Annotated in this window: 21 protein-coding genes and 1 pseudogene; 14 read left to right on the top strand and 8 right to left on the bottom strand. The window is 52.3% G+C overall.

The window, feature by feature from the left end; translation table 11 throughout:
- Positions 1 to 38: 38 nt before the first annotated feature.
- On the bottom strand, positions 39 to 446 hold the full coding sequence (locus ACWAU0_RS20810) for a type II toxin-antitoxin system VapC family toxin (RefSeq protein WP_523070831.1): 408 nt from the start codon (positions 444 to 446) through the stop codon (positions 39 to 41).
- Positions 443 to 691 carry an antitoxin gene (locus ACWAU0_RS20805; RefSeq protein ID WP_458137795.1) on the bottom strand — a complete coding sequence of 83 codons (249 nt, stop codon included), beginning with the start codon at positions 689 to 691 and terminating at the stop codon, positions 443 to 445. Before ACWAU0_RS20805 ends, ACWAU0_RS20810 begins: the two co-directional genes overlap by 4 nt.
- A 104-nt stretch (positions 692 to 795) precedes the next feature.
- Between ACWAU0_RS20805 and ACWAU0_RS20800 the strand changes: the two genes are divergently transcribed.
- Positions 796 to 1,974 carry a PepSY-associated TM helix domain-containing protein gene (locus ACWAU0_RS20800; protein WP_458137794.1) on the top strand — a complete coding sequence of 393 codons (1,179 nt, stop codon included), beginning with the start codon at positions 796 to 798 and terminating at the stop codon, positions 1,972 to 1,974.
- A gap of 19 nt (positions 1,975 to 1,993) precedes the next feature.
- Here ACWAU0_RS20800 and ACWAU0_RS20795 read toward each other — a convergent pair whose 3' ends face one another.
- Both ACWAU0_RS20795 and ACWAU0_RS20790 read right to left on the bottom strand, forming a co-directional pair.
- Positions 1,994 to 2,551 carry an energy transducer TonB gene (locus ACWAU0_RS20795; RefSeq protein ID WP_458137793.1) on the bottom strand — a complete coding sequence of 186 codons (558 nt, stop codon included), beginning with the start codon at positions 2,549 to 2,551 and terminating at the stop codon, positions 1,994 to 1,996.
- 377 nt (positions 2,552 to 2,928) lie between these two features.
- Positions 2,929 to 3,276 (bottom strand): hypothetical protein, encoded by a 348-nt coding sequence (locus ACWAU0_RS20790; RefSeq protein ID WP_458137792.1) that lies wholly within the window; start codon positions 3,274 to 3,276, stop codon positions 2,929 to 2,931.
- Between the two features lie 539 nt (positions 3,277 to 3,815).
- Between ACWAU0_RS20790 and ACWAU0_RS20785 the strand changes: the two genes are divergently transcribed.
- Both ACWAU0_RS20785 and ACWAU0_RS20780 read left to right on the top strand, forming a co-directional pair.
- Entirely contained in the window at positions 3,816 to 4,325 is a 510-nt protein-coding gene (locus ACWAU0_RS20785) for a sigma-70 family RNA polymerase sigma factor (protein ID WP_458137791.1), read from the top strand.
- A 6-nt stretch (positions 4,326 to 4,331) separates the two neighbouring features.
- Positions 4,332 to 5,297 carry a FecR domain-containing protein gene (locus ACWAU0_RS20780; RefSeq protein WP_458137790.1) on the top strand — a complete coding sequence of 322 codons (966 nt, stop codon included), beginning with the start codon at positions 4,332 to 4,334 and terminating at the stop codon, positions 5,295 to 5,297.
- Positions 5,298 to 5,331: 34 nt separating this feature from the next.
- Here the strand turns inward: ACWAU0_RS20780 and ACWAU0_RS20775 are convergent, their stop codons facing one another.
- From ACWAU0_RS20775 to ACWAU0_RS20765, 3 genes are all read right to left on the bottom strand, one after another.
- Entirely contained in the window at positions 5,332 to 5,742 is a 411-nt protein-coding gene (locus ACWAU0_RS20775) for a type II toxin-antitoxin system VapC family toxin (RefSeq protein WP_458137789.1), read from the bottom strand.
- On the bottom strand, positions 5,742 to 5,984 hold the full coding sequence (locus tag ACWAU0_RS20770; protein WP_458137788.1) for an antitoxin: 243 nt from the start codon (positions 5,982 to 5,984) through the stop codon (positions 5,742 to 5,744). Before ACWAU0_RS20770 ends, ACWAU0_RS20775 begins: the two co-directional genes overlap by 1 nt.
- A 208-nt stretch (positions 5,985 to 6,192) precedes the next feature.
- Positions 6,193 to 6,405: a hypothetical protein gene (locus ACWAU0_RS20765; RefSeq protein WP_458137787.1), complete on the bottom strand. Its 213-nt coding sequence runs from the start codon at positions 6,403 to 6,405 to the stop codon at positions 6,193 to 6,195.
- Positions 6,406 to 6,633: 228 nt separating this feature from the next.
- On the opposite strand from ACWAU0_RS20765, the gene ACWAU0_RS20760 reads away from it, so the two are divergent.
- Positions 6,634 to 9,096, top strand: coding sequence for a TonB-dependent siderophore receptor (locus ACWAU0_RS20760; RefSeq protein WP_458137786.1), 2,463 nt, complete (start codon positions 6,634 to 6,636; stop codon positions 9,094 to 9,096).
- Positions 9,097 to 9,271: 175 nt separating this feature from the next.
- On the opposite strand, the pseudogene ACWAU0_RS20755 reads toward ACWAU0_RS20760, so the two are convergent.
- Positions 9,272 to 9,846: pseudogene (locus tag ACWAU0_RS20755) on the bottom strand (REP-associated tyrosine transposase).
- 55 nt (positions 9,847 to 9,901) lie between these two features.
- Here ACWAU0_RS20755 and ACWAU0_RS20750 point away from each other — a divergent pair.
- The 10 genes from ACWAU0_RS20750 (at position 9,902) to ACWAU0_RS20705 (ending at position 22,109) form a co-directional block, all read left to right on the top strand.
- Positions 9,902 to 11,092 carry a PepSY-associated TM helix domain-containing protein gene (locus ACWAU0_RS20750; RefSeq protein WP_458137785.1) on the top strand — a complete coding sequence of 397 codons (1,191 nt, stop codon included), beginning with the start codon at positions 9,902 to 9,904 and terminating at the stop codon, positions 11,090 to 11,092.
- 87 nt (positions 11,093 to 11,179) lie between these two features.
- Entirely contained in the window at positions 11,180 to 12,589 is a 1,410-nt protein-coding gene (locus tag ACWAU0_RS20745) for an efflux transporter outer membrane subunit (protein WP_458137784.1), read from the top strand.
- Positions 12,586 to 13,749: an efflux RND transporter periplasmic adaptor subunit gene (locus ACWAU0_RS20740; protein WP_458137783.1), complete on the top strand. Its 1,164-nt coding sequence runs from the start codon at positions 12,586 to 12,588 to the stop codon at positions 13,747 to 13,749. The genes ACWAU0_RS20745 and ACWAU0_RS20740 overlap by 4 nt, the downstream gene beginning before the upstream one ends.
- The gene (locus ACWAU0_RS20735; protein WP_458137782.1) at positions 13,742 to 16,951 is read left to right on the top strand and encodes an efflux RND transporter permease subunit; all 3,210 of its coding nucleotides are present in this window, start codon (positions 13,742 to 13,744) and stop codon (positions 16,949 to 16,951) included. The genes ACWAU0_RS20740 and ACWAU0_RS20735 overlap by 8 nt, the downstream gene beginning before the upstream one ends.
- Positions 16,952 to 16,966: 15 nt before the next feature.
- Entirely contained in the window at positions 16,967 to 17,284 is a 318-nt protein-coding gene (locus tag ACWAU0_RS20730; protein ID WP_458137781.1) for a hypothetical protein, read from the top strand.
- On the top strand, positions 17,281 to 18,087 hold the full coding sequence (locus tag ACWAU0_RS20725; RefSeq protein WP_458137780.1) for an energy transducer TonB: 807 nt from the start codon (positions 17,281 to 17,283) through the stop codon (positions 18,085 to 18,087). Before ACWAU0_RS20730 ends, ACWAU0_RS20725 begins: the two co-directional genes overlap by 4 nt.
- Positions 18,088 to 18,235: 148 nt before the next feature.
- Entirely contained in the window at positions 18,236 to 18,946 is a 711-nt protein-coding gene (locus ACWAU0_RS20720) for a MotA/TolQ/ExbB proton channel family protein (protein ID WP_458137779.1), read from the top strand.
- Complete coding sequence (locus tag ACWAU0_RS20715) at positions 18,927 to 19,337, top strand: ExbD/TolR family protein (RefSeq protein ID WP_458137778.1); 411 nt, start codon at positions 18,927 to 18,929, stop codon at positions 19,335 to 19,337. Before ACWAU0_RS20720 ends, ACWAU0_RS20715 begins: the two co-directional genes overlap by 20 nt.
- An 8-nt stretch (positions 19,338 to 19,345) precedes the next feature.
- Positions 19,346 to 19,969, top strand: coding sequence for a tyrosine-type recombinase/integrase (locus ACWAU0_RS20710; RefSeq protein ID WP_458137777.1), 624 nt, complete (start codon positions 19,346 to 19,348; stop codon positions 19,967 to 19,969).
- Between the two features lie 883 nt (positions 19,970 to 20,852).
- Entirely contained in the window at positions 20,853 to 22,109 is a 1,257-nt protein-coding gene (locus ACWAU0_RS20705) for a glycosyltransferase family protein (protein WP_415878462.1), read from the top strand.
- Positions 22,110 to 22,126: the final 17 nt, after the last annotated feature.

Raw genomic sequence — 22,126 nt, 5'->3', positions numbered from 1 at the left:
TGTCATGGTCGGCTGGTAACTGAACGCTTGTCTACGCATTACAAAACCCAATCCTCCAACCTTAAACCTTGGATACGCTCGAACACCCTGAGATTGTGCGTGACCAGGGTTGCGTTTTGGGCCAGGGCATGACTGGCAATCCAAAGGTCATTGGCGCCGATGGGTGTGCCGGCAGTTTTAAGCAAGGTGAATTGCGTGGCGTAGTGCTGGCAGAGATCGGCATTGACCGAATAAGCAACCGGAATGCTGCGCGTCAGTTGTTGCAATTGAGCCAGCACTTGATCTTTCCGGGTACTTCGCTCGGCACCTTTCAGCAGCTCGGCATAGGTCAAAAAAGACATGGTCAATTCGTCCCGCGTATCAAGAGCGTTGATACGATCAGCAATGCCGGGCGGTTTATGTTTAATCAGGTAGATGAGGATGTTGGTATCCAGCATGTAAATCATAACGCCTCGCGGTCCTGCATGACGGCCTGTTCGTCGCGCTCCAGCTGCTGGGCAAACTCGTCGTCAAAGGCGTTAAGTGCTGCCATTAACGCGGCTCCCCGATCAAGCGGGAGTGGATGAATGATTAAGTCGCCGTTGGCATTGCGGCTAATTTCAACCTCGCTGACGTCCAGGCGGAATTCTTGTGGAATACGCACAGCCTGACTGTTGCCGTTTTTAAAAATTCGGGTGGTTAACGTAGTCATTGATGACCTTCTTGTGTGTGTACGGTGATGTGTGTATTTTAAGCTTGATGTAGCCTTTGTGTAAATTTCATTCCCTTTTTCAATCAAACCGTTTGTGGATTTTTATGAAAAATCGCCGTTTTTGGGTTCTGCTGCATCGTTATACTGGGCTGGCGATGACGGCATTTTTGATCATCGTTGGTTTTAGCGGCAGCTTGCTGGCGTTTTTTTCTGAACTGGATGGTGCCATCAATCCGCAATTCGTCGCGCCAATCGAGGCCGTTGCCATGCTGGATCCGCTGACTTTGATGGAAAATGCCGAGCAATTGGATACTGCCATCAAAGCCGATGCTGTGTGGCTCAGTGACACGGCGGCTACGGTAACCGTCTCGCCAAGAACGACCAGCGAGATGAATTACGATCAAATCATTTTTAATCCTTACACCGCTGAGCTATTGGGCAAGCGTCATTGGGGCGATCTGTCGCAAGGCCTGCAAAACCTGATGCCGTTCGTTTACAAACTCCATTACGCGCTGGCGCTGGATGAATTGGGCGGTTGGATTCTGGGCATTACCGCTTTGGTCTGGACGCTGGATTGTTTTGTCGGTTTTTATTTGACCTTGCCGCCACGCAAATCCACTCGCCCCGGTCAAAACCCGTTAGCCACCAAAAGCTTCCGGCAACGCTGGCAACCGGCCTGGTTGATTAAATGGTCTGCCTCGAAAACTCGCATCAATTTCGATCTGCATCGTGCCGGCGGCTTGTGGTTGTGGCTGGCCTTGCTGGTATTTGCCTGGTCCAGCGTCTATATGAACTTGGGTGGTTTTTACAGCACGGTCATGAAGTCAGTCAGCGAATTTCATCAACCGTGGAGCGACTTCCCCGATCTGCCGCAACCCGCGCAAAACCCGCAAATCAGTTGGCGGCAAGCGCAGGACATCGCCCAAGCCGAGCTGAATCGCCTGGAGCAAACCCAAGGCATTCGCACCTTGGCACCCAGCGGTTTCTGGATCAACCGTGCCAAAGGTTTCTATGTCTATGCCGTCAAAAGTACCGCCGATATTCAAGACCACGGCGGTCAAACCCGCGTGGTGATCGATGCCAATAGCGGCGCGGTTAAACAAGTGTTACTGCCTACCGGCCAATACAGCGGCAATACCATCACCAGCTGGTTAATGGCTTTACACATGGCCAACGTCTGGGGCTTGCCGTACAGGATTTTTGTCTGCGTGCTGGGTTTGGCGATTGCGATGTTGTCGGTGACCGGCGTGTTGATCTGGTTGAAAAAGCGTCGACTGCGTTGATACCCCGTCAGCGCGCTTGTCAGACTTGATCGTGATCTTCCAGTATGAATACAATCGGCACAATCACCGAGCTGGCGATGGCTGTTTCACCGCGCTTCGCGGGAGTGAATCGCCATTGTTTAACCGCTTCAACGGCGGACTCATCCAATATCTCATAACCACTACTCCGTTCGATCATGACCGTTTCGCTCATGCCCTCCTCGGTCACCTGCACACGCAACATTACTCGCCCCTGCAACCCTTGTCTGAGCGCTATTGCTGGATAGGAAGGCTTGGGATTGTCCGCGTAATGCGCGTCTAAAGTAGCCTCCGTGAGGTGTTCCGTATTGTTTGACGGTAATTCGTTTTCACTGACGACCGAAGCGGACTCTGGCATCAAGGGCGTTTCGGGGGAGGATTCAGCAATCTGTGTGTCAGGGGCAAACTCTGACGGCTTGGGTTCAAGCGGCGCGGTTGCTTTCAGTTTTGGTTTGCGGTGTACTTTGGGTTTGGTTTGTTTCTGTTCGCTAGGCGGTGGCGGTGGTGGAACCAGATGAGGTTTGGTGAGTGTGACTGGGATGAACGCCACTTCCATCATGGGGTGTGTTTCGTGTCTAACAGGACTTGTAAGACACCGCAAGCAGAACCAGGCACAACAATGGAGTAACGCGACCAGAATGACAATCAGCGCCAGAACACTGATCGTTCGCCAGTCACCTAGCCATCTGCCCAGCGCTGACAGCAAGCGTTGCCCTGATGTTTTCGGTGAACGCTTATAAAGCGATAGGCCGTTTTCATTCCGTTGATAAATTTGCTGCATAACCCACATTTAACACAATAACGCGACACCAGATCATTCGTTGGCTAGGGTGGCCAATAATAGCCTCCACAGGCGGGCGATATTTTAGTGAATGGCTTTGGGGGCAAACAGATGACAAATTGTCGCGTAGTGTAGCGCCATATCTCAAACACAGGCTATTTCTTATCCAACTTTTTCTTGGCAGCCTCTGCTGCCGCGCCGATGGCCTCAACGGATTGGCGATAGGCGGCTTGTTCGCGATTGGCGGATTCGGCGATCACATTATTGTCGGCATTGGCTTCTTTGATCAGGCATTCAAAATACACACGAGCCTGCTGCTGCCAATCATTGATCGCAGCAACGCTTTTGTTAAAGGCATCGACATCTTGATCATCGATGGTCGGGGTTGCCGGTTTCTCGCCACATTGGCTAGGTTTCCACTCTCCGTTATTGAGGGTGCCGGCGTGCGTCATTCCGGTAAAGTGCATGACAATTAAGCCGGCCAGTAACGCGATAGGTTTCATAATTATCTCCTGATGAGTTTGAATAAATTGTTGGCTTATTTTCCAACCCTAATCTGCCGAACGATGGCAACGGCCTTCCATATGAAGCGGTACACAATCCAAACCAAACAGCATTACGGCATTGAGTAGCCGTAAGAGCGCGTTATCCACCCGGATAATGGTGCTCTTTTTTGTGCTTGACAAGCAAGGTATTTCACCTAATTTTTCATGAAAAATAGGTTATTTAACGCAACTTTCTTTTGTGACTTTGCCTCGTCGGCCCAATTCACGTTGTTGTTTTACAAGAAAAAAACCACTTCTACCATTGCCTAACCAATTGTTAATAAATGCTTTATTTCAATTTAGCGTTTTGAAGAAATGTCACCACATTGATTTTGGTGCATTTATTGCTTTATTTAAAGGTTATTTGCTAAAAATTTAACCCGCCAGAGAAAACAAAATCGGCAATCTTTAGGATGAAGCGAGGCAACCAAAATCATGATCGACAATCTGCAAGTCGCATTGAAATCATCTCTTCCAATCACGGATAAGCGTTATCAATGACCGCTGAAATTCTGGCTAACGAAGCGCTGTCCCAACTCTATCGCGAACATCACTACTGGCTGCTCGGCTGGTTGGACAAACGCGTGCAGTGTCGCCTGCAAGCGGAAGATCATGCCCACGATACCTTCATGCGGGTGATCACCTTAAACAACGCCCACGACATCCAAGAGCCCCGCGCCTATTTAACGACCATTGCCAAAGGTTTGCTGATCAACCAATGGCGGAGGTCAGCCATAGAACAAGCTTATCTGGAGCGCATCGCCGCCTATCCGGAAGCGCTGATGCCGTCGCCTGAAGAAAGCGCCATCATCCTGGCGACCCTGCAGGAAATCGATGAACTGCTCAACCAACTACCCGGCAAAGTACGCAAGGCATTTTTGCTGTCGCAACTGGAGGGTTTAACCTATGTCGAAATTGGCAAGCAACTGGGCGTGACGGATCGCATGATTAAAAAATACATGGCCACCGCGATGCTGCATTTACTAACCCTGGCGTCAGAACTTTAAAAACGCGTGTTAAAGCAAAATCTCCATAACGTTCATCCCGGCACGCTCGCCGAAGCCGCCGAATGGTTTGCCATACTGGGTTCCGGCCAGGTAACGAAATCCGAAACCGAACAATGGCAGGCCTGGCTGCATGCGCATCCGGACCACCAAGCGGCTTGGGCAAAAGTAGAATTTTTCACCGGCAAATTCCAAGGCCTGCCAGCGCACGCTGCCTCGGCAGCACTCAACCAACCCGATCTGTACCGGCGGCGCGCACTCAAAACCTTGGCAATATTGGGCGCGTTGGGCTTGTCCAGTTGGCAAGTTTCACGAGGTCGTTACCTACAAGACTGGACCGCGGACTATCGAACCGCATTAGGTGCAACCAAAACCATCACCCTGGCCGATGGCTCCAAAGTAACGCTAGACACCGAGAGCGCTTTAAATATCGAATTCACCTCGGAATTGCGCCGCTTACAACTAGTTGCCGGTGAGATTTACATCGAAACCTCCCCCGACCCGGCAAGACTCAGTCGACCATTCGTCGTTGACACCCAGGAAGGCCGGGTTCGCGCACTGGGAACCCGCTTTAGCGTCAGGCAGCAAGCCGGTAACAGCCAGGTTACGGTCTACGCAGACGCCGTTGAAATCCAGCCCGCCAAACCAGGCGCAAGCAAGCTGACCCTGAAAGCCGGGCAAACCACGCACTTCACACCTGAACAAATTGATACGGTTGCAGCCATGAGTGCGGACCGCCCCGCCTGGACACAAGGCATGCTGCTGGCCGACAACCTGCCGTTAAGCGAATTTCTGCTGCAACTCAACCGCTACCGGCACGGCTACGTCACCTGCGACCCACGGATTGCCGATTTACGCATCGTAGGCGCTTTTCCGCTCAACAACACCGATCGCATTCTCGCCACTCTGGCGGAAACGCTGCCCGTCACCCTCGACCATCCGCTGCCGTTCTGGGTAAAAGTGCTGCCACGATAAGACTGAATACTGATAGGCAAAGCCAGTATCTGGCTTAAACGCCACTCATCCAGTCTTCTATCGTCAAAACACCATCGGGAACCAGGCTGAAGGCTTTATCATGGCTGACGAGAATGGTGTTGGCGGCTATTGCGTGCGCCGCGATCATCATGTCGAGCGCCCCGAGTGTAATGCCAGCCGACGTGCAAGATGCGCGTAAATCGCCATAAACGCTGGCAACTTGCTCGTCCCAAGGCAATGTCTCAACGCGAAAGAGAAACTCCCGAATCAGTTTTGCCAGCGCAGCCGGATGTCCCTTGCGCGCCAAGCCATATAAAAGCTCGCCTTGTGTGACTGCGGATATCGTAATGCAGTCCATCGGCAGCGACGTCAGCCGCTGCCGAATCTCCGGGGGATGGCCCTTGATAATATAACTGGCCATATTGGTATCCAGCATATAGCGCATCAAAACAAATCCCTTTCTTGGTTCGGCAGGTCTTCGCGATTCGCCATAAAATCGTCAGGGATATTTATTTGATCGGCAAGTTCGAAAAACTCCGTCCAGGATGCCGGTTTGGCAGACAGAATAACTTCGCCAGTCACGGAATCGCGACGAATAAATACTTCCGAGCCAGGAAAACGGAATTCTTTCGGAAGCCGTATCGCTTGGCTTCGGCCAGTGGTGAATAATTTGGCTGTCGTATGCATCTCAATGCCCTCTTATAAGATAGGTATCATAAGTATATATCAAAGATGGATGCGTACCAAAATAGCCTGCATTTTTCGCACAATCAACTTCGTACTGCGCACCTTAGACACCGCTACCGTTTTGGGTAATAAGTGCTTTCATGCTAAAAATGCGCATGCAAAGATAGCACCTAACTTTTACCATTAATCAGATTCCTATAGCGAGCGCTCAAATTTCATGAATCATTCGGTTTACATCTTCTTGAGTTAGCAATAAGGCTGCATCGTTTGGATTTGCATCCTTGAGCATTCTGGCTAAACGTTTTCCGGCCGCTTTTGCCAAATAAAGCCTACGCGACTCGGTCAAATCCGACTCAAACTCATCAGCTTCAAACGCATCCAACAAGGCTTGCTCTTCTTGATCTAACGGTTGCGTGTTCATTCAAAACCCCTTTTGCAAAACAGACTGAATGCCAAATATCATCGCACAGAGCAAAGCTGACGATGTGCGGACATAACACGCCACACCAATCGACAAAAAACCAAAATATTTTTCCTGCAAAAACATAGCCTTAAAAATTATTTAAAATTTTTTTCAATTTCGAGTTCCCCTTTTTCGTTTTCGATTGGCAATAGGGATGAGAACGCCATTTTTAAAAGGAGAAACAGCATGTCAAAGCGAAAAAAGAACCGGATTCTCGGCCAACAACCGTCCCGCTTGCACCAGGCCATACAGGGCTTGGTATTGGCTTCCGCCCTGGTCGCATCGCCCACCGCCATGGCAGACAGCAATGACGCCAAGCGTAATTACCACATCAGCGGCGGGTCACTGAGTCATGCATTGAGCGAATTTGCCGGCAGCGCAGGCATTTTGTTATCCGTAGACGCGCGATTGACGGATGGTAAAACCAGCAAGGGCTTGGATGGCGAATATACCGTGGAAGAAGGGTTTAGAAGACTGTTGGCCGGAACGGGGTTGACTTATACCTTTACGGCGGATGATGCGGTTGCAGTAAAGGCTGCGGAATCGGGAAGTGATGCGGCGTCGGCTTTGCCGGCGGTGAAGGTGGTGGGGAAGGCGGTTTATGATTCGACTGATCCATACAATCCGGATTACAGTTTGCCGAACGCCTCCACCGCGACAAAAACTGATACTCCGGTCATGGAAACCCCATTTTCCGTCAAGGCAGTACCAAAACAAGTACTAGAAGATCAACAAGCGGTCAGATTGGAAAAAGCTCTGCAAAACGTAGCAGGCGTCGTACAAGAAGCTTCAAGCGGATTGATGCGCGACAGTTTTGTTATTCGCGGATTTTCGACCGGGAACGACATTCTTTCTTATCGGGATGGCTCACCGTATCCGCAAAATGGTGGAAATGGTTATTCGACCAAACGCGATCCGGCGAATCTTGAGCGTGTCGAGGTGCTAAAAGGCCCAGGTTCAATTTTGTTTGGACGAGCTGAACCCGGTGGGGTTGTAAATATGGTCACCAAGCAACCCCTTGATACCCCATACTATGCATTACAACAGCAATTTGGTTCGTTCGATTATTACAGGACAACGATTGATGCAACAGGGCCTGTTACTAAAGATAGCAACCTTTTGTATCGACTTAATGCTGCGTATGAAGGTTCTGGATCGTTTACTGACTTTGCCAATAGTGACCGCTTTTTTGTGGCACCGGTGCTGAAATGGAACATCGGTCCGCGCACACAATTCACCACCGAGTTTGAATATCAACGTTTCGATGAAACTCCGGGATCTGCAAGGATTACGGCACTACGTAATGGTAGTCACGCTTATTTGTCTAGCCTCCCCCGTAATTTATTTACCGGTGAACCGTCATTTAATTCTAATAAGGGTGACAGGATTTTGGCAGGGTTCAATTGGTCACATGGTTTCAACGATAACTGGTCCATCTCTCATCGATTTTATTACACTGGGATTAATGCAGAAATTCGACAAGCGTTTTTAACTGGACTTGCAGATAGTCAAGGTAATGTCGGCAGGGGATATGAACACCAATCGGCTCGCACCGATAATTATTTTACATCGTTAAATTTGACAGGAAAAATAAATACGCTCGGTATTAAACATACCTTGTTATTCGGTGGCGATTATTATCGTACAGACGCTAAGGATCCATTCGATGTGCGATTTATACCAGGGACATTCAATCTATTTAATCCAGTCTATAACACTGTTGGGTTTGACGGCGTTGATGTAAGCAACCGCATTGCTTTCGGTGTCGATAATACTACCTCATGGTATGGCTTATATGCTCAAGATCAAATTGAATTACCGCATAATGTGTTCGTATTGGGTGGTTTTCGTTACGATCAAGCCGATCAATACGATCATCTGACCTCTTCGGTTGCAGGGGATGATAATCGCGTCAGCCCGCGCGGTGGATTGTTATGGCGGCCAATACCAGAATTGTCGCTTTACGGAAGCTACACAGAAAATTTTGGAGCACAAAACGGAATTAATGGAAATGGCCAGACCCTTCCTCCACAAACCGCCCAGCAATGGGAACTAGGGACAAAAACCGAGTTGCTGAATGGCCGGTTTAGCGCGACCCTGGCATATTTCAATTTGACAAAACAAAATTTAGCGGTAACAGACCCAAATAATACTTTCCTAATGACCACTGTAGGAGCAGCCGAAAGTCGCGGCGTTGAACTGGATATTTCAGGCGAACTACTTCCAGGGTGGAGAGTTATTGGAGGTTATAGTCATTTGTTTTTTGCCAATATTACTCGCGATGTCGGTTTTGACGGAGGAATTGGCAACCAAGGACACAGATTGCCAAATGCACCTCACAACTCCGGCAATCTTTTCAGTACATACGAGTTTCAGGACGGTGTGTTAAAAGGACTCAAGTTTGGAGGCGGCGTAACAGTGCTTAGTAAGCGTGAAGGCAATCCACTTAACAAGTATGAAATTCCTGGTTATGCCACTCTTAACTTAATGTCCAGTTATGCAATGAAAGTAGGCGCAACCAAAGTTACCACTCAGCTAAACGTTGATAATTTGCTGGACAAATATTACTACGCAGGCAGTAGTGGAGGTGCTGAAGTGTACTTCGGTGCACCTAGGACGTTTTTGGGTTCTGTTCGTATCGAATATTAACCGGTTACTCGTACGTTGGGGTTGCGTAGGTTGGGGTGAGGCAACGAACCCCAACATCGATGGCCTTTAAATCCACAGGTAACTTTGATGTTTCGTTGTCGATGGCTTGTGGGGCGGGTTTTGCGGTTGCCGTGTTGGGGTTCGTGCCGTCTCGGCAATCGCTCCCGGCATTGCCCTACCTCCTGCATCCATGCAGTCGACCCCAACCTACCCCCCCAAACCTTTTGTCGTTTTCGGGGGAGGCGGTGCCCCAATCGGCGGCAATATGCCGGCGTTTATGTATTTATGGATGCTGGAATGTGGCCTTTATGCCCTCGGGTAAGTCGGCCGGGCGCTTGACGTAACCGTGTTTGACGGGGTTGTAATGGATGTAATCCATGTGGTGGCGAAAATCGTCTTCATCTTGCAGCGTGTGCTCCCAAAATCGCCGCTGCCAAATGCCGCGTTCGCCCTTGCTTTGGCGACTGCTGTTGATGCGTTCGACTTTGGGAAGCTGCCGGGAAAATCCGGCTTTGATTAACATCCAACAGGTCCGGTAATCGGCATCGCCGGGCGGCATCGTGAAAATGGCGTGCAAATGATCGGGCATGACCACCATGGCGTCGATTTGAAACGGGTGGCGGCTGCGCACGATGCGGATGCTTTCGCGGAGCGCATCGATATGTTCCACCAACAACCGCCGTTTTCTTTCCGCAAGGTTGACGGTAAAAAAATAAAGCCGCCTTCTGTGTAATTGCGTCGGTATTGCATGCTGGCTGCTATTTTGTGATTTAGGGTGATTTGGAAATATAGCATGGGAGTCAAGATGAAAATTCGCCCGTTCTGGGTGTTGTTGCACCGCTATACCGGCCTGGCGATGACGGCATTTTTGATCGTCGTTGGCTTGACCGGCAGCTTGCTGGCGTTTTTGCCCGAATTGGATGGCGCTATCAATCCGCAATTTTCTGCGCCAAGCCAGACCGTTGCGATGTTGGAGCCGCTGACTTTGATTGAAAACGCCGAGCGCTTGGATAGCGCCATCAAAGCGGATGCAATATGGCTGACTGACACGGCGGCTACGGTGGCCGTCTCGCCGCGAACGGCGGGCGACCTTACTTACGATCAACTGATTTTCAATCCCTACACCGGCGAATTATTGGGCAAACGCCATTGGGGCGATCTGTCGCAAGGCTGGCAAAACCTGATGCCGTTCGTTTACAAACTGCACTATGCCCTGGCATTGGATGAACTGGGCGGCTGGATTCTGGGTATTACCGCCTTGGTTTGGACGCTGGATTGTTTTGTCGGTTTTTATTTGACCTTGCCACCGCGTAAAGCCATGCGCACCGGACAAAACCCGTTAGCCACCAAAACCTTCCGGCAACGCTGGCAACCGGCCTGGCTGATCAAATGGTCGGCTTCCAAAACCCGCATCAATTTCGATCTACACCGCGCCGGCGGCTTGTGGTTGTGGCTGGCCTTGCTGGTATTTGCCTGGTCCAGCGTCTATATGAACTTGGGTGGCTTCTACACCCAAGTCATGCAATCGGTCAGCGAGTATCACCAACCCTGGACGGAGTTTCCCGATCTGCCGCAACCCGTTCAAAATCCGCAAATCAATTGGCGGCAAGCGCAGGACATCGCCCAAGCCGAGCTGAATCGATTGGAGCAAACCCAAGCCGTCCGCACCTTGGCGCCCAGCGGTTTCTGGATTAACCGCGCCAAAGGCTTTTATGTCTATGCCGTCAAAAGCACGGCCGATATTCAAGACCACGGCGGCCAAACCCGCGTGGTGATCGATACCAACAGCGGCGTGGTCAAACAAATGTTACTGCCCACCGGCCAATACAGCGGCAATACCCTCACCAGTTGGTTGCTTGCCTTGCACACCGCCAACATCTGGGGTTTGCCGTACAAAATCTTTGTTTGCGTGTTGGGTTTGGCGATTGTGATGTTGTCGGTGACCGGCGTGTTGATCTGGTTGAAAAAGCGTCGGCGCAACAGCCGGCATAGTTAATTTTTATGAATGTTGCGGGTTTTACCCGATTCATTCGTCTTATAAACATGAACGACATGAAACTCTCTATAACTTTGACCTTTACTGATGCCGATACGTCTTGTTAATACTCAGCTTTGCAAGCGTGTCGTGCTATTCGGTCTGGTGTTGACGGGTTGCGAGTCGGCGCCCGTTCATCAGGCGGATGTATTGGCGTTTGATATGCCCAGACACTGGCAAAGCCCGGCATCGCTCAATCAGCAAGCGGTCACCGATTGGTTGACCACGTTCAACGATCAGCGATTAACCGCACTGGTAGAGAATGGCCTAAGCCATAATTTTGATTTACGCTCGGCAGCATCCCGTGTCGAGGCCGCCAAGGAACAAGCAACGATTGCCGGTGCCGGGCGTTTACCGCAACTGTTTTTCGCGCCGGGTTATCAGCGCGGCAAGGATGCGTTGAGTAGCGAGTCTGGTCAGTTTTTGACGTTGTTCAATTTAAGCTGGGAGCTGGATGTTTGGGGGCGCATCAAAGCCTCTCAACAAGCTGCTGTTGAAGACGCCATAGCGGTAAGCGAAGACTATCAGGCCGCGCGTTTGTCGTTGGCGGCACGGCTGGCTCAGGTTTACTTTCAATGGATTGAGGCACGTTTGCAGGCCGAAGTGGCGGCACAGTCGGTCAAAGACCGGGGCGTGATCGTGGAATTGGTACGCGGTCGGTTTAACAAGGGTTTAACCCGTGGCCTGGATTTACGGTTGGCTTTGACCGATCTGGCCAATGCCGAGGCGCAATCGGCGCAAACTTATAATGACATGCAGATTTTGCAAAAGCAGTTGTTTACGCTGTTGGGGCGTTATCCCGCCAGCGAATCGGCTTCACATTCTGGGTTGGATTCATCAGTCTCATCGTTGCATAACGGTTTACCCCAACCGCCCGCCACGTTAGCGGCAGGTTTGCCGTCCGAACTACTCAACCGCCGCCCGGATGTGCTTGCAGCCTTCAAACGCCTGCAAGCCGCCGATCAACGCCTGACCAGCAGCGAAAGAGCCTTGTTACCACGCATCACCCTGACCGCCGCTGGTGGCAGCGTGGGCCCGGCCTTGGCGGACATCGTCGATCCGCGTGCCGCCGCATGGAATTTGGCTGCCGGTTTGGCGCAGCCCTTGTTCACCGGCGACCGTCTGCAAGCCGATATTCGTTTGAAGAAGGCCAATGTCGAGGACGCCTATAACCAGTACCAAAGCGTGGCCTTGAATGCCTTCCGCGAAGTCGAGCAAGCCCTGGCCGCCGAAAGTCGCTTGCGTGAACAGGAACGGGCGTTACGGGAAGCCGTTTCGCAAACGGAAGCCAGCCGCAAACTGGCGGTGTATTCGTATCGGCAAGGTTTGATCGAGATTTTGACCTTGCTCGACAGCTACCGCAGCACATTAAATGCCCAAAGCGCGCATCTGGCGGTACAGCGGCAATTGCTGACCAACCGGATTAGTCTGTATCTGGCTTTGGGCGGTGCGGTATGAAATGGTCATCTGCGTCACTCAAAATCGTGTTACCCGTCGCGGTGTTGTTGACCGCCGCCGTTGCCAGCTGGGCGGTATTTGCGTTGCGTCCCCAACCTGAGCTACAAGCCAATGTTGCGGCTATTCCCGAAGTCACCGTACTGCGCGTCGAGCCACAAACCCTGCGCCTAAACGTTATCTCCCAAGGCGTGGTCACGCCGCGCGAAGAAATCGATCTGGTCAGCGAAGTGGCGGGTAAAGTGGTGCAGATGCATCCGGCTTTGGTCGCAGGCGGCTTCTTCAAAGCCGGTGAGTTACTGCTGACCATCGATCCTCGTGATTACGACTACGCCATTACCGCCGCCCAAGCCCGCATCGCCGAAGCCAAACGGGTGTTGATTGCCGAACAGGCCCAAGTCGAACAAGCGCACAGTGAGTGGCAGGCGCTGGGTGAAGGTGAAGCCAGCGAACTAGCCTTGCGTAAACCGCAACTGGCCGAAGCCCAGGCTAAGTTACAAGCTGCGCAAGCGGACTTGGCCAAGGCGCAACTCAATCGCAGTCGCTGCGAGTTACGCGCACCGTTTGCAGGACGGGTGTTGAGCAAACAAGCCGGTATTGGCCAATTTTTGCCAGCCGGTACCACGGTGGCGCGGATTTACGCCAGTGACAAGGCCGAAGTGCGTTTGCCGGTCAGCAGTGAACAACTGGCGTTTTTGAATCTGCCCTTGGCCTTGCCACAGGCCGATGCCGGTCTGTGGCCAAAAGTCACATTAAGTGCCGATTTGGGCGGTCACCAACATAGCTGGCTGGGCCAGATTGTTCGCAGCGAAGCCGCCGTCTCCGAAGACAGCGGCCAATGGTATCTGGTCGCGCAAGTGACCGATCCTTTTCAACCGATTGCCAACCGTCCACCCTTGGTGAAAGGCTTGTTCGTGCAGGCCGAGATTGAAGGCGTCGAACGCGCGGATGTCTACCGCCTGCCGCGTCATTCGGTCAGTCCGACGCAGACCATCAAATTGGTGAACGCAGAGCAAAAACTGGAGATTCGACCAGTTGAAGTGGTGCGCACGGAAGCCGATTCAGTGGTGGTCAAATCGGGTCTACAAACCGGTGATCGCGTCATTGTCTCTGAACTGCCTATGGCGATTGCCGACACAGCGGTGAAGGTCGTCAATGACTAAGCCTCTACGCCTGCGCACCGGAAATTTACCGGCCTGGTTTGCCGCCAATCCGGTGGCTGCCAATCTGCTGATGCTGTTGATTATGAGTGGAGGCCTGCTGGGTATCGCCAATGTGGATAAGGAAGTCTTTCCGCGTTTCAGTCCGCATCAGATTGTGGTAAATACCCAGTATCCCGGCGCTGGCACGGCGGAGGTCGAAGAAACGGTGTGCGTGCCGATTGAAGAAGCGATTCACGACATCCCAGGCGTCAAGCATTTGCACAGCGAGATTCGAGGCGATGACTGTAAAATCGACGTCGAGATATTTCCCGATGTTTCACGCGAACAAGTCATGGCCAGCGTGCAAAGCAAAGTACAAGGCATCGCCAAGTTGCCCAAGCAACTGGAAAAAATTCAGGTGTTGCCTGCCGATCGAAACGACGACGATGGCGTGATCTGGGTGGCGCTGCACGGCAATACCGATGCGTTTACCCTGCAAAGCTTTGGCGAACACATTCAGCAACAACTGGCATCGATTCCGGGCGTCAGCAAGGCGCGTAATTACGGCGAAATGGCTTACGAGCTGGCGATTGAAGTCACGCCCGACAAACTACGCCAATACCAGATGACCCTGGATGAGGTCGCGCAAGCCGTGCGCAAAGCCTCGGTGGATTTGCCGGGCGGCTTAATCAAAAATCCCGATGGCGAGTTGCTGCTGCGGGTCAATCAACGGGCCAAAGATGCCGATGCGGTGAGAAATCTGATCGTCAAAACGCTGCCCGACGGCAACCGGGTACGCCTGGATCAAATCGCCAACGTCAAAGACGGTTTGGAAGAACGCTTGTCGGAATGGCATCACAACGGCGAAATCGCTCAAGGCTGGGAAGTACATACCGCCCAGGATAGCGTGGCCGTAGCCAGAAAAGTCAAAGCCACGGTGGATCAAATCCGTCAGCAGTTACCGCCCGGTTTGCGGCTGATTACCTGGTGGGACGACTCGCAAGCCTACGACGAGCGCATCGACACCTTGCTGGAAGACGGTTTGAGCGGCTTTTTGCTGGTCTGCCTGGTGTTATCGCTGTTTCTGCGGGTGCGGGTAGCGTTGTGGGCGGGCGTGGGGATTTTTACCTCGGTGCTGGGCGCGTTCTGGCTGATGCCGGCGTTGGACGTTTCCTTGAACATGTTGTCATTATTCGGCTTTCTGCTGGCGATGGGCATTCTGGTGGATGACGCCATCATCATTGGCGAGAGTGTGCATAGCTGCCAACTTGAAAACAGGCTTTCGCCGCTGCAAGCCACCATCCAAGGCGTGCAAGACGTCGCCTTACCGGTGATTCTGTCGGTATTGATCGTGTTGGTTGCCTTTTTACCGGGCCTGTTTCTGCCCGGTTGGGGCGGGCAAATGATGAAACCGATCTGTCTGGTGATGATTTTGACCTTGGTGTTTTCCTTGGTCGAAGCCTTGCTGATATTGCCATCGCATCTGGTCAGTGATGTGGAGTCAGTAATACATCCCAATCGCCTGCAACGCATCAGGCAAGACATGAATGACCGCCTGGATCGTTTTGTCGAGCAGGTATACCGGCCTTTTCTGGAAACCGCTATTGCCTGGAGTTATCTGACCGCTTCATTGTTTCTAGGCCTGATCGTGTTTTGTGCGGCACTGGTCGCCAGCGACACGGTGCGGCAATCGATCAATCCGGATGTCACTAAAGACAGTTTCTGGGTGTCGATGAAATTACCGCAAAGCGCCCCCTATAGTGAAACCCAAGCCTTGGCTGCCAAGGTGGAACAGGCCTTGTTCAATTTGCGGGATGAGCTGGATGGCGTTAAGCCTAACGAACCATTACCGAATCACGTTACAGAAGCCACGGATATTCACGAAAATAGCGTCATCGTCGGCGTCGAAACCATAATATGGGAACACGGCGCGGGTATCTGGCTGGAGTTCTCACCGCTGGGCCGGCAACATATCAGGGTGGAAGACTTTATCCGCCAATGGCGCGAGCGCATTGGCGATATCGGCCGTGGCAAAGTCGATTTCATTTATAAAGAAGGCGACGTACCGTATGACATCGAGTTGCTGTTGGGTGCTACAGACACCAACCTGTTGCCTGCCGCTGCAGAACAATTGAAACAGCAATTACAAGCGCTACCCGGCGTGTACGACGTTATCGACTCCAGCGAACCGGGTAAACCCGAAATCAAACTCAGCCTCAAGCCCAACGCCGAGCGTTTGGGTTTGAAACTGGAGCAACTGGCCGAACAAGTCCATCACGGTTATTACGGTGATGAGGTACACCGGTTTTTGCGTGGCCGTAGCGAAGTGAAAGTCATGGTGCGTTATCCGTTGGAACAACGGCAATCGCTGGATACCCTGAAACAACAACCGATACGCTTGCCGAATGGTGCGACGGCGCCACTGGGTGAATTAGCGGATATTCAACTGGCACCAGGCTATTCACGTTTGGTACGGGAGGATAGACAACGGGTGTTGAAAGTCCAGGCGCGGGTGAATCCGACATTGGCTGATGCCAATGCTCTCTATGCGAAACTGGAGCAAACTCAAATCCCGGCCTTGCAGCAGGCCTTTCCTGGCCTGAGCGTCAAAATCGGTCAACAACGCCAGGAGCAGGAAGCCATGCTGGACACCTTTGCCCAAAATACGGTGATGGCCTTGCTGGTGATTTATGCCTTGATTGCCGTGCCGTTTAAATCTTACTCGAAACCCCTGATCTTTTTGCTGGCCGCGCCGGTAGCCTGGTGCGGCGCAGTGATTGCACATTGGGTGTCTGGCTTGCCGCTATCAATGGAATCCCTGGTCGGCATGATTGCCGCCAGCGGCGTGGTGGTCAACGACAGTTTGGTTTTGCTGGATTACATCCGCCAGCACGGCGAGGACGATCAACCGGTTGAGCGTTTGATCGTCGACGCCTGCAGTTCCCGGTTTCGCGCCATTCTGCTGGCCTTTCTGACCAACTTTGCCGGTTTCCTGCCCACGCTTCTGGAAACCAGCCCGCAAGCGCAATTCCTGATTCCGATGACCTTGTCGCTATCGGCAGGTTTATTGATCGGCATGTCCGCCAGTTTGATTTTAACGCCGGTGTGTTATGCGATTTTGGCAAGACCACGTTCACATCGGTGTGCCAGTACCCCTATTGATCCAAGTCCGTCGGATGCTCAGCCAGCGGACAGCTATGCCTATGACCATAACGAGCACTAAGGGAGGAAAAGTCACATGCTAAGTAAACCCAATAAGAAATCCAGGCTCGAGCCACCCGTGGTGGTACCCGCTGAACAAGCCGCCGAAGTGTTTCCGGCCGTGCGTTATTTCCAGATTCATTTTGAATTTCTGCAAGAGCAGATTCAATTGATTTTGAAAAATCAGGAAATGCTCCAGCAACAAATGCAACAACTGGACAGTCGCCTGTCGCGATCAGGCCAAGGCATTCACCTGGATACCCAGGGTATGAGTCCTCTTAAACGTTTGACTAGATCACACAATCTTGCGCATGACAGTGACACGACCAGTCTCAATTTGACGGATGGACTATGACGTGGGGTATCGGTTATTCGATTGAAAAAACTGCCAGCTGGTCCTGGAATCCGCGAACGTTTATTCAATCGCCGCCGGGCTTGCCCGATCCGCAGCCGTTTGGGGTCTTGCTGCCGATGCCTGGTAATCGCGCTCGGCGTTCGGCAGCCGTGACATCTGCCGTGTTGGTCGCCGCCTTACTGCATGGCGGTTTGCTGTTCTGGTATGTCAGTCGTCCAGCACCGCTGCCATTTTCGGCCGCCGCACCGTTACCGATGATCTCGATGGAACTGTCGGCACCGCCGTCACCGGTGGTCAACCAACCGATTGCGCCGCCGCAGCCGCCGAAACCCATAGTTCCGCCCAAGCAGGAAAAGCCCAAGGTCAAACCGAAACCTAAGCCGAAACCCTCGGAACGTCTGGTCAAGCAGGTTGAGGAGCGCAAATCCGTGGAACCGGAACCGGCCGTGCCGGTAGTTCCCGCTGCAGCGTTGCCACAGGCATTAAACCACAATGCCTTGGCGACACCGCGCAACGATACCTATGTGCCCGCAGACAGCAATGCCGCCTATTTAAATAATCCCAAACCGGAATATCCCATGATTGCCCGACAGCGCCATTGGCAAGGGACGGTGTTGCTGCGGGTGTATGTCGGGGCCGATGGCAAGGCCCTGCAAGTCAATATTCAGCGTTCCAGCAATCACGACACGCTGGATGAATCCGCGCTGGAGGCAGTGAAGCAATGGCGCTTCGTGCCTGCCAAGCGTGGCGATACGCCTGAGCCCTGCTGGGTGACGGTGCCGATTGTGTTTGAACTGGATTGATGAACCTCCCCCAAGAGGTGTTATAGACCCGCCCACCTACCGGGCAGGGTTCGACAAGGAGGTTGAGCGCCTGGATTATGGATGATCCGGGCGGACGACAGGGATTCACGAACGATGATTTTGATTGAAAACAATAAACGAGAACGCTATGGAACATATCTTTCACTTTTCCGAAACCGCCATCGTCGATGGCACCTTATGCCTGTTGGGCTGTTTTTCCTTAGTCACCTGGAGTGTGATTTTGCTCAAAGCCGGTGAGCTGTTGTGGCATCGTTATCGCCTGCGAACACTGATGCCGCATATCAATCTGAACGAACTGCTGCACACGGGATTCAAAAGCCACAACCTGCAAGACAAGCAATTGAATACGCCGGCCGGTCGTTTATGGCAAATCGGCCAGCAAACCTACGATGAAGCGCGACTGCAAACCCAAAAGTCGCTGCATCACTCTGCCGCCTGGCACGAGCTGATCGAACGCAGTTTGCGCCAGCAACTGCAAAAGGAACGGGCGGTGTTTGATTCGGGACTGGGCTGGCTGGCCAGCATCGGCACCACCGCGCCGTTTGTCGGGCTGTTCGGCACGGTGTGGGGCATCATGCATGCATTGAAAGACATCAGCGCCCAAGGCAATGCCAGCCTGGAAGTGGTGGCAGGTCCGATTGGTGAAGCCCTGATCGCCACGGCGGTGGGTCTGGCGGTGGCAATTCCATCGGTGATTGCCTACAACTTTTTCCTGCGCCAGAACCGCAAACTGCTCGCCCATCTGGAACACTTTGCCACCGATTTCCTGCGCGCCTGCATCCAGAATGACCTCAACCAAACCACACCGGGAGTCGACCATGTCCATGCATCTGCCTAATGAAGACGAGGGCGGCGAACTGAGCGAAATCAACGTCACACCGTTGGTGGACGTGATGCTGGTACTGCTGATCGTGTTCATTGTCACCGCACCGTTACTGACCCAAGTGGTTAAAGTCAAATTGCCAAAAACCGAACAGACCGAACCAACACCGGACAAACACGTTGCCATCCTAGCTGTCACCGCCAGCGGTGAGGCCATGCTGGACGACAAAGCCGTGCCCTTAACCAGCCTGGAAGCCGAACTCAAAGCACTGCAAGAGCGCGATCCCGACATCAGTGTGCAACTGCAAGCCGACAAGGCGGCGGTGTTTGAGTCGGTAGCCAAGGTCATGGCCAGTGCGCAGCGATCGGGGATTGGTAAGTTGTCGTTTGTGACGATCGAGCAGTAATCGAAGTTATGCAAGATGCCGTTAGGAAATCAATTTCAGCTCCTTGGAACAAAGGAAAATTAGTTGGTCAAAAACATCCTTTGAAATTGAAAGAAATATGGGAAATCAGGATTAGGCTGCAATTGGCCGATGACAAAAGAGGATTGGCTTTATTCAATTTGGCGATTGATAGCAAATTGCGAGGATGCGATTTGGTAAAAATAAAAGTTAGCGATGTGGCACAAGGCTTTCGGGTACAGTCGAGAGCAATCATCATGCAGCAAAAAACGCATCGGCCAGTCCAGTTTGAGATTACTGAGCACACGCGTAATGCCTTGGAAGACTGGATTAACACGGCAAACTTGAAATCAGACCATTATCTTTTTACCAGCCGATTACATGGCTCGCAGCACCTATCGACCAGACAATACGGACGCCTTGTCGAAAAGTGGGTCAAATCAATCGGGCTTGATCCAACCGGATACGGAACACACAGCATGCGCAGAACCAAAGCAACGCTGATTTACCGAAAAACCAAGAACCTGCGTGCGGTTCAATTACTGCTAGGACATAGCAAACTGGAAAGTACCGTTCGATACCTGGGGATCGAAGTGGATGACGCTCTGGAAATTTCAGAGCAGATAGATGCTTGAATAGCATAGTCATGAATGACTGCTAAGGAGCAGTCGCCAAAATTTATTGACTTTATGCGAATGGCGGCTATTGGCCGATTGAAGCCAGATGCTTGGAAGTGCCAACCAACCCCAAATGCACATGACTGTTATCTCTTTGCTAAGTCAAAGCAAGCACCCGTTTGACTCACGGCGCGCCCAATCACCAGCGCTCCCGGTAATCATATCGGGGCATCGGCCGCGGCGGATAGCCGTAATAGTCCAGCGGCGGCCGCGCGAAATAGCGCGGCGGCGGGGGAGGGTAATAGCCCAATCTTGCCGGGCCATGCATCCTAAAATATGGCCGGTAAGCATGCCCGTGATGGTGATGATGCCGCCTATGGTGGCCATGTCCCCAATTATCTCCATGCGCCAAAGCGGTTCCGGACCATAACACGCCGATTAACAATATCGTTATAAGCCTGAACATATATCCTCCTTTGTGGGATTGTTTCAGTCGCAGCGGATTGTTCGCCTTTTTGCTTAAAAACCTCTTAATTCCGCTGCGCTGTTTGAAAGCAGAGCAGATCGAATGCCGACTTGCACATCGCTCAAACCATTGGCGCCACATTCCCGAAGCGCTTCAAATCCCGGATTTCGTACTTCTCAATTTATTTGCACCGTGTTTAAGGCAGGCTGTCCCAAAAAACCGGTTCATGCGCCTGTGGGCAGGCTGAGTAACATCGCCACATTAAAGTTTGATGAAAATGCCGATTTGAATGAACCTTGCTGGTTTGCCCGGGAATAAACGCTGCACGTAACCACGGTTTTGTCTGGTTACCGAAATTGAACCGGGCGTCAGATTATCCTCACTGGAAACTAATGGCGCCCGCATAGTGACGATGCAGCAAAAGGAATCCGGGCCATGACGCTTAGCAAGCAATCCAAAAGAATCATTGTGTATTCTCACGATACCTTCGGTCTGGGCAATATCCGGCGGATGTTGGCTATTTCTAAATCCTTGGTGGATGCCGATCCGAATGTCTCGGTTTTGATTTTGTCCGGCTCGCCGATGCTGCATGCCTTCCGGATTCCGGACCGCATCGATTACATCAAGTTGCCTTGTCTTTCGCGTAGCGTCAAAGGCGATTATTCGGTGAAGTTTCTGGATATGGAATACGCCCAATTGCTCAAACTGCGCAGCAATATCATCCGCAGCGCAGTGCTGGATTTCGACCCCGATTTGATTCTTGTCGATAAAAAGCCCTACGGCGTCAGCGACGAATTGGGCGCGGCTCTCAATCTAATGCAACGCCGCGGCCACCGCGCCAAACTGGTCTTGTTGTTGCGCGACATCCTCGACAGTCCGGAAAGCACGATACCCGTGTGGAAGAAAAACGGTTACCACGATGCCATTCAGTCCCATTACGACAAGGTGCTGGTGGTCGGTTCGCCGGAGATTTACGACATGCGCAAGGAGTACGAATTTCCCGAAGCCAGCCACGAAAAAGTCGACTTCTGTGGCTATATCGCCCGCGAACGAAGCGACAAACGCGCCGGCGAAATTCGGCAGCAAATCGGCTGTACCCAGGAACGTCTGGTGCTGGTGACCGCGGGTGGCGGTGAAGACGGTTACCAATTGCTGCACAGTTATCTGGAAGGCTTAAATCGGCAAGATCTGGGCGACAACACCATGACTCTGATGATTTGCGGCCCGGAAATGTCGGAAAGCCGCCGCCACCAGCTCGAAGTTTTGGCTCGCGGCTGTCGTAACGTGGTGATTCAGGAATTTAACACCGACATGATGGCCTGTATGGAAGCCGCTGATTTGGTGGTCAGCATGGGCGGTTATAACTCCACCTGCGAGCTATTGACCCTGCGTAAACGGGCGATTTTGGTGCCGCGCGTCAAACCTTCGCAGGAGCAATGGATACGCGCGGAACGCCTGGCCCTGCAAGGTTTGGTGCGCGCCATTCACCCCAACAATCTGACGCCCAAATTGCTGATGGATACCGTCCGCGAGGAATTGCGCCGCACCAACGTCCACCACAGCCGGATGTATCAAATCGACATGGGCGGCTTGCCGCGCATCAGCCAGTCGATCAGCGACCTGCTTTACGACTGCCCGGCAAACCTGCCGGCAACGATCAGGGCTTCGACTCGCAGCGCTAGCGCAGACTAACCCTATTTGCCGAATAC

It is taken from the genome of Methylomonas sp. Uni0009, from assembly GCF_054188105.3.
Note: the sequence above shows the minus strand (reverse complement) of the source record. Positions and strands in the feature narration are given on the sequence as shown.